The sequence below is a fragment of the Mucilaginibacter sp. genome (genome assembly GCF_036383575.1).
GTDB lineage: Bacteria > Bacteroidota > Bacteroidia > Sphingobacteriales > Sphingobacteriaceae > Mucilaginibacter.
In genome coordinates, this window is the sequence record NZ_DASVOB010000439.1 from 1 (window position 1) to 11,087 (window position 11,087).

Sequence of the window (11,087 nt, forward strand, 5' to 3'; positions counted from 1 at the left end):
CCTCTGGCCGCCGTAGTTAATGCAGGCCAGAGGCCTGGGAATAAAAGCCACTCGGCTGGAGCCGAGCGGCGGCGATGTTTTTGTTGGTTTAATCCCTAATCAACCATCCTCTTTTCTTCCTCCCTAAACCTGCTAAAGAAAACAATAGCCAGCAAGCAAAGTATACAGCCGCAAATACCATTCAAACGCAGGCCATAATCATTACCCGGATCTTTACCGTAAACGGTTAAAAAAGCAAACAATTCAATCCCCAGTGTTTGGCCAAGTTTTACAAACAGGTATTTAACCGCGAAGAACATACCCTCCCGATTTTCGCCGGTGCGTTTGGCATCGTTTTGGGCAATTTCGGCAAGAATGGCATTAGGCAGGATCCCCAGCGAAGCCAGCGGGAACGAGGCGCTGATAACCAGTGTATAGATCTGCGCCTGCGGTGCCAGCGGAAGTTTGCCCAGGAAAAATATCGCCACAAAGATCAAACTCAATAACCCGAACGAAAAAAGCACAATTGGTTTTTTGCCGATCTTTTGTGACAGGTAATTAACCAGCGGATAAAACAATAACGATACCAGTACCATAGTAGCCATAAGCTCCCCTCCCATAGATTCGGGCAGGTTTAACAACGATTTTAAAAAAAACAATAAGCCGCTTGATATGATGCTTAATGCCATATAGTACGAAAAATCGGATATCAGGTAATATTTAAAATTCCGGTTCTGAAAAGTTTTTTGAATAGCTGGCAATAGCGACAGGTGCGATGGATGGCCGTTGGAATAACGTTTTTCGTCAAGGGCAAATACGGGTACCAGCATTACCAGGCCGGCAAATACAGCAAGCCCCCAAATAGTATACTGCACGGCGGTATCGCGATTGGCTATCCCGGCAAAGCACTGTACCCAGTCGGCAAAGTTATTGACCATTGCCGATAGGATAATACCGATCACAAAACCCACCTGCTGTAATGACGAAAGTTTAACCCGCTCGCGGCCTGTGCGGGTAAGTTCGGGCAGCAGCGCATTGTATGGGATAATATAGGCTGTAGCGCCCATAAAAAAACAAATGAGCGTAAAGGTAAGCCAGTAAGCATTATGGATACTTTCGCCTTTTACCATTGGGTAAAAAGTTAAGCCGCAAAATAAAACGGCGGGCAAAACAGCCCATTGCATGTAGGGGATGCGCCTCCCGCGCCGGTTTTCGCTCTTATCGCTCAGCGAGGCAATAAAGGGGTCAAAAAAAGCATCCACCAAACGGCCGGAAGCTGTAATTACAGACATGATGTTGAACAGACCAAAAAGTAACAGTTGAGGTACCAGCGGGGTAAGCCCGGCGTTGTTTGGCGGCAGGTAAAAATAAGGCAGCATCACGATGATAATATTGGTCATGATGCTCCACCCTATCATTCCGCAGGCATAAGCAAGCTGTTTGGAAAGTGGTAGTTTATTGGCCGGCATTGAATTGCAATATGCAAATATTACCTTACATATAACGCTGTTCTCAACCTCAATTTTTACAATCCTGCATAATAGTCATAACCCTGCTCGGCCCAGTAATCGCGGGGGCGGTTATTGCTGAAGTTGATGCTCCCTATCCGCTTTAAATTCTTAATTCCGTATTTAACCGGGATGATAAGCCGCAGCGGCGCGCCGTGTTTTGGCGGCAAAGGCTTTTCATTTACTTCATAAGCCAACAGGGTTTGCGGGTGCATGGCGCTTGGCATATCAACACCTACGTAATATTCTTTATCCGGGGTCTCCATGCCCACGTATCCAAATTCCGTCTCGGCATCGAGCTTAAAGTGGGCAATAAAATCGCTGAATTTTACGCCCCCCCAATGCGAGATCTGATCCCAGCCCTCTACACACTTAAAATCATAAATGATCTCCGTTTTAGGGAGTTTCCTTATTTCATCGATACCAATGTTCAGTACTTCCCCACTGCTTTTTTTGACCGACAGCTTCCAGGCGTCTACATCAACCAATCCCTCCGAACCGATATCACTGTTATGGCGCACCACTTTGGCGGCCATTTCCTTTGGATAGGTTTTTACCAGGTTTTTATTGCTGTATAACTGGCGTACCACCTTTTCATTGGCATTTAGCACGGCACGTAAGGGTTTGTGTGCCTCTCCCGTGATACCCGCCACTTCCTCCGGCGAGGTATAAAGCCATCGCCATCCGCCATAAGCTGCACTTCCCAATACAAGGAAACTGCCGAAGGAGATAAAATTGCGGCGACTGATCTTCTGCTCAACGGTAAGCTCCCTTTTGGGGCCTTTATTTTTACTGAAAACCTTACTCAGCTTTTTGGTTAGTTTCATCATTTTGAATTTGAATAACAGGCTGCGGTTTTTCATCAATTACCTCAAACCCAGAGATCACCGATCTGAAATTATTCCAGCCTGCAAGTACAACCTGAACAACATGAACCAGGAAAAACAGCACATAGCCAATGGTGAGCACAAAATGCCAGATCCGGGCCAGGTGGTACCCGCCGCAGATCCATGCCAGGTAATTAAACTGTACCGGTTTGTAAATAGCCAGCCCGGTTATCAGCGAGCCAAAGCCCATTACTATAATGGCGGTATAAGCAATACGCTGGGCCGCGTTATATTTATTTTGAGGAGGTGCCATTTTGCGGATATGCAGATCATGCAGCACCACGAGCCAGGCTTCCTTAAACGAATGCCTGTTTGGTACCAGCTCCCGCCACTGGCCTGATATAATGGTGTACATTACATATAAAAAGCCATTGAGCGCAAAAAACCACATGAACAGAAAGTGGAAGGCCATGCCCTCGGCCAGCCGTTTGGGGATATGCAGGGCATCATAAAAGCCCTGCGGAAAAAACCGGATAAAAGTAACCCCGAAGAGCGTGAATGTATAAGTATCATTAGCCCAGTAGATGAGCAGCCCGCTCCAGATCATGATGGTCAGGATAGGAAAATTTACCCAGTGCGTCCAGCGCATTAACAGGGGGTGTTTTTCTTTGATTACTTTCATTTGATCTGCTGTTTGGTACTATCGGTGTTTAACTATTGTATGCCTTTGGCTTCCTGTTGACCGCCAGTTTCAGCCGGGACCCTAAATGAAGTCCTTGCAGCTCCTAAAACAGCACCGTTGGTTGTGTTTTGTACAAAACCGATTACTTCCCAACCTTCAGTATCAAACCCCTTGGGCAGGGCAATTGTTGCGTTACCATTGTTTTTGCTCAATGACAAGGTTTGCAGGTTGCGAACGATTTGGGCATGGGTAAGTGTGCGACCGCCATTTTCGCCACGTTCAACTTTTATTACGGCTTGCTTTTGCACCAATGCCAATGATAAAACACTACCAGAATTTCCGGCTTTCCCTTCAACTTTGTATTGTACCGAAGCGGTGTTATTGGCATTGCTGGCAACGCTAATAATTAACTGCACCTTGCTGCTTCCCTCCAAGCCATTTTTGATGGCCTTACGCAAGGCTCCTTCCTGCGAGCCTACAAACTCTGTTTTACCATTAACTATAACCTGCGGCGTGTAAACCTGCGACAGGTTAAGCCACCGGGCATATTCATTTTGCCGTTTTGAATAATCGGCATTGCTAAAAGCATCTTTCCAGCCAAGTCGGTCCCAGTAATCAACGTGATAGGCTAAAATGTAAATAGGTTTATCGCCAACTTCTTTCTGAACTTTAGCTACCAGTTCATCAGCAGGAGGACAACTTGAGCAGCCTTCGGATGTAAATAGCTCAACTAATGCGAAGCCCTTACCACTATATTTAAAATCATCCTTTCTACTGTTTTTAGCCGCACTTTGACAGCTGATAAAAGCAGCCGAAATCATAATCGTACCTATAAAAAACGGCACAAGCGCCAATACCTTGATCTTTCTCATTTTATCCGGATTGAATGATATACGTTTTAATGACTTTGTCGGGTTTATGGGGAGAACCTTACAACAAATTTTACTTTTTTTTGGCTGATATAAATATCGGCATAATAAGCTCATTATCAATACATGTAATGTAACTTAGCAATAAACAGGACGGGCTGATTTAAAATAAAATCACATTGGCGTTTATTTTTGTAAGGATTAAGGCCTCTGCCCGACTAACACAGCTATTATAATAGCATATCACATTTCATGATAACCGAAACTACTGTATTAAACCCTCATAAATGGGTTGCCACCTATGCCGATTACCTGTATGCGTACGCCATTGTGCGTATTAATGACCAGGATACGGCTAAAGACCTGGTGCAGGAGACTTTTTTGGCGGCCCTTGAAAAGGTTGACAGGTTTGAGGGCAAAAGCACCGAACGAACGTGGCTTACCGCCATCCTTAAAAACAAAATTGTTGATGTATACCGCAAAAAGTCATCGGGTTTGGCTATAGCTTCGGCCAGTAAAGCTGCACAGGAGCAGGATGAGTTTTTTGAGGAAGATAATGGCCACTGGAAAGCAGCGTATGCCCCTCAACCTATTGCAGGAATGGATGATCAGGATCCCTTGTTAAAAAAAGAGCTGAACAGTATACTGCAAAAATGCCTGCAAAAGCTGCCCGCCCTGTGGAACGCCGTTTTTACCATGAAACATATTGATGATGCCGCTACCGAAAATATCTGTGCCGAACTGCATGTTACCCCGGCCAACTTCTGGGTTATCATTCACCGGGCAAAAGTTAACCTGAGGGCCTGCCTTCAAAAAAACTGGAATTAAAATGAGCTACTTAAATAAAATCATATATAACTGCAAGCAGGCCACTTTCCTGATCGAAAAAAAGCAGCTTGGCCGGCTTAGCTTTCGCGAGGAAATTGAGCTGAGGATTCACCTGGCGGGTTGTGGCATGTGCGTGCTATACAATAAACAAAGCCGTGTTATTAATCATATGGTACAGCAGCTATTTCAGGATTCGTTGAAGAATGAGTTGAAATTGGATGATGCTTTTAAAGCGGACTTGCAAGCGAGGATTGAAGAGGGATTGGGTAATAAATAGATTTTATCACGAATGGCTTGCAAAGCGAATAAAATTTAAGCGAATTACACGAATCGATGTTTGACACGAATCCTTGCTTGGCGTAGATAATTATATCGAATTTCACGAATTATTTTTTTGATGGACGCTTCATTCAATTAATAATTGATGAAATTAAAATCATTCTATATTTTGGTCATCAATTCTATTAATTGTGACTGAAATTTTATTTAAGGAAGAATCTTACAAAATTATCGGGGCATGCTTTGAGGTTCATAACATATTGGGGCACGGGTTTAAAGAAGCGGTTTATAAGGATGCTCTGGAATTTGAGTTCGCCAAGTTAAATATCCCATTTGTACGAGAAAAACCATTTACTATTACATATAAAGAACAAAAGCTTAAGCATTTCTTTGTTGCTGATTTCGTAGTTTACGACGGCATCATTCTCGAAGTAAAAATAGGCAATTACATCGGCGATCCATATATCAAGCAAACTCTTAACTACCTAAAAGCCTCTGGCCTCAAATTGGGCCTTGTAATAAATTTCGGAAAACCTTCACTTGAATATCAACGGGTCATTTTCTGAAAAACGAATCCAGCTATCTAAAATCATACACGCCAATTCGTGTAATTCGATCTAATCATCTACACCAAGCAAGGATTCGTGTCAAACATAGATTCGTGTAATTCGATCTAATTGTAACCGACACGCAAATATTCGTGTTAAAATTCCCTATCCTTCGTATCCATTATAATAGTTACCGGACCATCATTTAACAAGCTAATTTTCATATCGGCACCAAAAATGCCTGTAGCTACTTTTTTGCCCGTTAATGTTTCAAGCATCTGGATCATTTGCTCGTATATCGGGATAGCCTTATCAGGCTTGGCAGCCCTTAAAAACGACGGGCGGTTGCCCTTTTTAGTTTGCGCGAAAAGGGTAAACTGCGAAATCAGCAGTATATTCCCGTCAATATCGGCAAGGGCTTTGTTCATAAGGCCGTTCTCATCTCCAAAAACACGCATGCCAACTATCTTATTGGCCAGCCATTGCAGGTCTTCGGTAGTGTCGGCATCTTCAATTCCTAATAACACCAAAAATCCGGCGGCTATTTCGCCTGTAACATTTCCATCAACAGTACAGCTTGCCTGGGTAACACGTTGTAGTACAGCTCTCATAATTTTTACACGAATTAATTTATGTTGGCCACAATTTAGGCGAATTTCACTAATCATCTACCTTATATAAAGTAATTCGTGTAATTCGATCAAATTCAAGCCATCATAAAAGCATTCGTGTCAAATCGTTATCATTAGTGCAATTAGTGTTAATTCCATTCGTGTAATTAGTGTGTAATTAATTAAGTTCGCAACCGCTATTATGTATATCTAATTAATAGGATAAAAAATGAGTACCAAAAAAGGCTTCACTACCACCATATTACATGCCGACCGTCTTGGCAAACCCGAGCATGGTTCATTACACAAACCCATCCACACCTCGGTAACCTACGGGCACGAAGATGTACAGGATCTGGTTGATATTTTCCAGAACAAAAAGAGCGGGTATGCATACTCGCGCCAGGGTAACCCTACTATTACCGCATTGGAGCAAAAGGTAACCCAGATGGAACATGGTGTATCAAGCATCGCCTTCTCAACCGGTATGGCCGCTATTTCGGCAACGGTAATGGCGCTTATTAAAGGTACCGACCATATTGTAGCCAGCTCGTTCCTGTTTGGTAACAGCCGCAGCATTTTCCAAACGTTTATTGATATGGGGATCAGCATTGATTTTGTTGATGCCACCGTTGTTGATAATGTACGCGCAGCAATAAAAGAAAACACCCGCATGGTGTTTGTTGAAACCATTGCCAACCCCGCCACTCAAATTGCCGATCTTAAAAACATTGGTGATCTGTGCGAAGAAAAAGGCATTTTGTACGTGGTTGATAACACCATGACCTCACCATACCTGTTTAATCCGGTTAACGTGAAGGCCAGTTTGGTTGTTAACTCGTTAACTAAATATATCGGCGGTCACGGCAACGCCCTTGGTGGTGCTGTTACGAATACCGGCTTGTTTGATTGGTCAAACTATCCAAACATTTTCCCCGGCTTTAAAACAACCGTTAAACCCGACGCGCTGGGCATGACCCAGATCCGCAAGAAAGGTTTGCGCGATGCAGGCGGTACTTTGTCGCCAGAAGCTGCGCACAGTATTTCCGTTGGAGCCGAAACATTAGCCCTGCGCCTTGACCGCGCTTGCAGCAACGCATTGGCACTTGCTAAATATTTCGATAATCATCCAAAAGTTAAAAAAGTATTTTATCCTGGTATTGAATCGCACCCGCAGCATGCATTGGCGGGCGAGTTGTTTTCACGTTATGGCGGTCTCATGAGCATCGAGCTTGACGAAAGTATCGACTGCCTGGCATTTTTAAACAAGCTGAAACTGGTTGTAAAATCAAGCAACCTTGGTGATACCCGTACATTGGCTATCCCGGTTGCGCAAACCATTTTCTTTGAGCTTGGTGCCGAGCGTCGCGCTGAAATGGGGATTCCTGAAAGCATGATCCGCCTGTCGGTAGGCATTGAAGACCTTGAGGATTTGCTTGAGGATTTCAAGACCGCCTTAGGCGAATAAATACCAGGGCCTTGTGAATATCACAAGGCCTCTTTTATTTGAAGGAACTTAAAGGCATAATTTTCATTGATCAATAGGGGTTTATATACTCTTTGTTGTAATATAGATATATGAAAACCTTGAAAACACTTCTTTTAACCGTAACCTTCGCACTGTTATCAAACGCCATTAAAGCGCAAACCAACCCGGATTCATTAACCATTAAACTTCAGCAGGCATTTACACAGGATAGCCTGCCCGGCATGTATGTGATCATGACCAATGCCGGCAAAACAACCTATTCGCATGGCTTTGGCTATGCCGATATTGCAAATCAAACCCCCTATTCGGCCAATACCGTTCAGAATATCGGCTCGGTGAGTAAAACGTTTATTGCTGTGGCGCTAATGAAAGCCATCGAACTAAAGTACTTTACTTTAGAAACAGACATTAACGATGTATTACCCTTTAAGGTAACTAACCCCAACGATCCGAATGGCAAAATAACCATCAGGGAGTTAACCAACCACACTTCGGGCATTATTGATAACCCCCCAATTTATCATTACAGCTATCATTTTTATCCCAAACTAAGGGCGTACGATAGTATTTCGGTAAGCATCCTGAACCAGATGGGCTTTGGAGATAAGCTAAAGGATACTTCTTTAGTTCAATTCTTTTATAATTATTTATCGCCACAGGGGAAATATTACGGCAAAGCTAATTTTGGTGAGGGGCCGGCAGGGAGCACCTCATCATACTGTAACATAGGTTCGGCGCTGGTGGCCTATCTCATCGAAATTAAATCGGGCCTGTCATATGCCCAATTTACAAAAAAGTATATCCTGAAACCATTGAAAATGGACCATTCCGGCTGGCACGTGTCTGATATGGATTTAAAAAATCACGCCTATCTATATCTTGATCTAAAAAACCGGTTTCCATTATATGACCTGGTTACCTACCCCGATGGCGGCTTGAAAACTTCGCCCGGAGATTTGAGCAAGTATTTGATGGCGATCAGCAAACATGATAAAAAACTGCTGACCGAAGCATCGTACCAGGCCATGTTCACCCCGCAGTTCAGCAAAGAACATCCGCCTAAAAATATCAATTTAACCTACCGCAATAAAGGCATTTTCTGGAATTTGTACACCAATGGTACTATAGGTCATGACGGCGATGACCCGGGCGTTGGGACTTATCTATTCTTTAACGCGGCCACGGGTAAAGGTGGCTTGTTTTTATGCAATAAGTATTTGCCCAATAAACAGGCAATTGTTGATGTATTGGTGAAAGAAGCGGCAAAGAAGTAAGAAAAGAAGTGGTGCGATGACAACACCGGCCGCAGGCTGAATCTAAAAACATGTCATTGCGAGCGTAGCGCGGCAATCTCGTAGCTATACAGAGTAAACATTCATAGCGGTTGGCATGGCTACGGGATTGCCACGTCGCTCCACAGCACATACCCTTGCTGCTCCTCGCAATGACATAATTAATAAAATTCTACGCTTATAAAGGCTACTTTTTTGTTGGTTCTTGATTCTAACGGTCTTGCTTCTCTCCCCCTAAGCTCTCGTATCATTACCATGATAAATGCTCAGGTAGCTTTCATAGCGGGATAGGGTTATCTCGCCTTCTTCCAAAGCTTCGAGAACGGCGCAGCCGGGTTCATTGATATGGCGGCAATTATTAAAACGGCATTGATTCATACGTTCGCGCATTTCAGGGAAGAAATGACTGAGCTCCTGTTTTTCAATGTCGATAACACCCAGTTCGCGAATACCGGGGGTATCGATAATGAAGCCGCCTTGCGGTAATTCAAACATTTCGGCAAAGGTGGTGGTGTGCATGCCTTTGTCGCTCCAGTCGGATACCATATTGGTGCGCAATTCCAGTTCGGGCAACAGCGCGTTGATCAGACTCGATTTGCCTACACCTGAGTGCCCGGAGAATAGGGTTACTTTATCTTTCAACAGATCCTGAACCTGGCTAATATTAGTGCCTTCGATAGCGGAAACCTCGAAGCAGGGATAACCGATATCTTCATAAATAGCTTTATAATCGGCCAATACTTCCAGGCCTTCGTCGCTGAACAGGTCAAGTTTATTGAATACCAGTCGCGCAGGGATATCGTAGGCCTCGGCAGTAACCAAAAAACGGTCGATAAAGCCAAGAGAAGTACGTGGGGATGCCAGTGTAACTACCAGAATAGCCTGATCAAGATTGGCGGCAATGATCTGTGCTTGTTTGCTCAGGTTAATAGCCTTACGGATGATATAATTTTTACGCTGACGCAGGTTGGTGATCACACCATCTTCGCGGTCGGGCTCCATTTCAAAATCAACGATATCGCCAACCGCAATAGGGTTGGTGGTGGTGATACCTTTTATACGAAACTTGCCCTTGATGCGGCAATCTATCTTTTGCCCATCGGGTGTTTGTACCTGGTACCAGCTTCCTGTTGATTTTGTTATTAGTCCGTGCATATTATCAAGGTTCAAAAGTAGCAAATTTAAATTTGACACTAATTTTTTCGAATTGATGCGAATTACCGATATGATGTATAAAGAATTCCCACACAAATTTTAGCGAATTAGCCGAATTGCACGAATTGATTCTCTACTCCATGATTCGGCTAATATTACTTCCTACTCTACGATCTGTGCTATTCGTTTAGATTGTATCTCTCCGGCAAAGCATTTGAAGTTTTTGAAACTTCGTACTTGTCTTACACCGCTTATAGACTACGTAAGTGACACTTGTCAATCTTCAACAATATGTGATTTTGATAAAACCTTTTATCTATTAGCCTCATTATCAAATCTATCATTTACCCACCAGTTAGTCTGATAATTATTGCGAAAATCATAATTTGTAAAATAATCCTTGCGTATTCAAAAATAATCTACTTACTTTACAGACATTATATATGACAATTAACAACACCATTATTACAACTATTATTACCACCGGCATAAACCTCGGAGGAAGATAATCGTATGGTGTAAAAACATAAAAAATGAAAACCAGATGAAAGCCTTCCTCCGCAAAGAGGAAGGCTTTTTTGTTATAGCTTGATACTAAACCCATAAATGAAAGTTTTAAAATTCGGAGGCACTTCCGTTGGATCTGTAAGAAGCATCCAAACCCTGTTAAGCATCCTGAAGGATGAAGTAAAAAATGATGAAAAGCCGGTGGTGGTATTATCTGCCATGGGCGGCGTAACCAATCTGCTCTCGGCCATGGCCGAAGATGCGGCCAACGGTATTGAATTTACCGCCGGGCTTGCCGAACTTGAAAAACGCCACTTTGATGCGGTGAAAGCCCTTTTGGATGTGCAGAATCAGAACCCTGCCCTCACCCGCTTAAAAATTCACTTCAACCAACTGGAAGAATTGCTGCAGGGCGTACTTACCCTTCGCGAACTTACCCCGAAAACACGCGACCAGGTGCTGGCCTTTGGCGAGCGTTGCTCAACCCTGATGGTGAGCAAAATTGCGGCCCAG

11 protein-coding genes and 1 pseudogene are annotated in these 11,087 nt (G+C 43.5%); 6 read left to right on the forward strand and 6 right to left on the reverse strand.

What is annotated here, in order from left to right; genetic code table 11:
• Positions 1-95: 95 nt before the first annotated feature.
• Genes VF500_RS15405 through VF500_RS15420 form a run of 4 tightly spaced genes read right to left on the reverse strand, consistent with a single transcriptional unit; the run spans position 96 to position 3,868 of the window.
• Complete coding sequence (locus tag VF500_RS15405) at positions 96-1,448, reverse strand: MFS transporter (protein WP_330860518.1); 1,353 nt, start codon at positions 1,446-1,448, stop codon at positions 96-98.
• A 56-nt stretch (positions 1,449-1,504) separates the two neighbouring features.
• Positions 1,505-2,317 carry a molybdopterin-dependent oxidoreductase gene (locus tag VF500_RS15410; RefSeq protein ID WP_330860519.1) on the reverse strand — a complete coding sequence of 271 codons (813 nt, stop codon included), beginning with the start codon at positions 2,315-2,317 and terminating at the stop codon, positions 1,505-1,507.
• On the reverse strand, positions 2,289-2,996 hold the full coding sequence (locus tag VF500_RS15415) for a cytochrome b/b6 domain-containing protein (protein ID WP_330860520.1): 708 nt from the start codon (positions 2,994-2,996) through the stop codon (positions 2,289-2,291). The genes VF500_RS15410 and VF500_RS15415 overlap by 29 nt, the downstream gene beginning before the upstream one ends.
• Positions 2,997-3,028: 32 nt before the next feature.
• Complete coding sequence (locus VF500_RS15420) at positions 3,029-3,868, reverse strand: DUF1223 domain-containing protein (protein ID WP_330860521.1); 840 nt, start codon at positions 3,866-3,868, stop codon at positions 3,029-3,031.
• A gap of 249 nt (positions 3,869-4,117) precedes the next feature.
• On the opposite strand from VF500_RS15420, the gene VF500_RS15425 reads away from it, so the two are divergent.
• From VF500_RS15425 to VF500_RS15435, 3 genes are all read left to right on the forward strand, one after another.
• Positions 4,118-4,693: a sigma-70 family RNA polymerase sigma factor gene (locus VF500_RS15425; RefSeq protein ID WP_330860522.1), complete on the forward strand. Its 576-nt coding sequence runs from the start codon at positions 4,118-4,120 to the stop codon at positions 4,691-4,693.
• A gap of 1 nt (position 4,694) precedes the next feature.
• Positions 4,695-4,970, forward strand: coding sequence for a hypothetical protein (locus tag VF500_RS15430; RefSeq protein WP_330860523.1), 276 nt, complete (start codon positions 4,695-4,697; stop codon positions 4,968-4,970).
• A 193-nt stretch (positions 4,971-5,163) separates the two neighbouring features.
• The gene (locus tag VF500_RS15435) at positions 5,164-5,538 is read left to right on the forward strand and encodes a GxxExxY protein (protein WP_330860524.1); all 375 of its coding nucleotides are present in this window, start codon (positions 5,164-5,166) and stop codon (positions 5,536-5,538) included.
• A gap of 137 nt (positions 5,539-5,675) precedes the next feature.
• Here the strand turns inward: VF500_RS15435 and dtd are convergent, their stop codons facing one another.
• A complete protein-coding gene (gene dtd, locus VF500_RS15440; RefSeq protein WP_330860525.1) occupies positions 5,676-6,131 on the reverse strand; it encodes a D-aminoacyl-tRNA deacylase in 456 nt (151 codons plus the stop codon).
• A gap of 229 nt (positions 6,132-6,360) precedes the next feature.
• Between dtd and VF500_RS15445 the strand changes: the two genes are divergently transcribed.
• Both VF500_RS15445 and VF500_RS15450 read left to right on the forward strand, forming a co-directional pair.
• Positions 6,361-7,599: a cystathionine gamma-synthase family protein gene (locus VF500_RS15445; protein ID WP_330860526.1), complete on the forward strand. Its 1,239-nt coding sequence runs from the start codon at positions 6,361-6,363 to the stop codon at positions 7,597-7,599.
• Positions 7,600-7,709: 110 nt separating this feature from the next.
• On the forward strand, positions 7,710-8,894 hold the full coding sequence (locus tag VF500_RS15450; protein WP_330860527.1) for a serine hydrolase domain-containing protein: 1,185 nt from the start codon (positions 7,710-7,712) through the stop codon (positions 8,892-8,894).
• A gap of 252 nt (positions 8,895-9,146) precedes the next feature.
• Here the strand turns inward: VF500_RS15450 and rsgA are convergent, their stop codons facing one another.
• Complete coding sequence (rsgA, locus tag VF500_RS15455; RefSeq protein ID WP_330860528.1) at positions 9,147-10,067, reverse strand: ribosome small subunit-dependent GTPase A; 921 nt, start codon at positions 10,065-10,067, stop codon at positions 9,147-9,149.
• A 606-nt stretch (positions 10,068-10,673) separates the two neighbouring features.
• Here rsgA and VF500_RS15460 point away from each other — a divergent pair.
• Positions 10,674-11,087 (forward strand): annotated as a pseudogene (locus tag VF500_RS15460) (bifunctional aspartate kinase/homoserine dehydrogenase I); the annotation flags it as partial.

Bases quoted from the DNA above. Each gene is read 5' to 3' on its own strand.
- VF500_RS15420 (WP_330860521.1), bottom strand. From the start codon at position 3,868: ATGAGAAAGATCAAGGTATTGGCGCTTGTGCCGTTTTTTATAGGTACG.
- VF500_RS15425 (WP_330860522.1), top strand. From the start codon at position 4,118: ATGATAACCGAAACTACTGTATTAAACCCTCATAAATGGGTTGCCACC.
- VF500_RS15445 (WP_330860526.1), top strand. From the start codon at position 6,361: ATGAGTACCAAAAAAGGCTTCACTACCACCATATTACATGCCGACCGT.
- rsgA (WP_330860528.1), bottom strand. From the start codon at position 10,067: ATGCACGGACTAATAACAAAATCAACAGGAAGCTGGTACCAGGTACAA.
- VF500_RS15430 (WP_330860523.1), top strand. From the start codon at position 4,695: ATGAGCTACTTAAATAAAATCATATATAACTGCAAGCAGGCCACTTTC.
- dtd (WP_330860525.1), bottom strand. From the start codon at position 6,131: ATGAGAGCTGTACTACAACGTGTTACCCAGGCAAGCTGTACTGTTGAT.
- VF500_RS15450 (WP_330860527.1), top strand. From the start codon at position 7,710: ATGAAAACCTTGAAAACACTTCTTTTAACCGTAACCTTCGCACTGTTA.
- VF500_RS15410 (WP_330860519.1), bottom strand. From the start codon at position 2,317: ATGATGAAACTAACCAAAAAGCTGAGTAAGGTTTTCAGTAAAAATAAA.
- VF500_RS15405 (WP_330860518.1), bottom strand. From the start codon at position 1,448: ATGCCGGCCAATAAACTACCACTTTCCAAACAGCTTGCTTATGCCTGC.
- VF500_RS15415 (WP_330860520.1), bottom strand. From the start codon at position 2,996: ATGAAAGTAATCAAAGAAAAACACCCCCTGTTAATGCGCTGGACGCAC.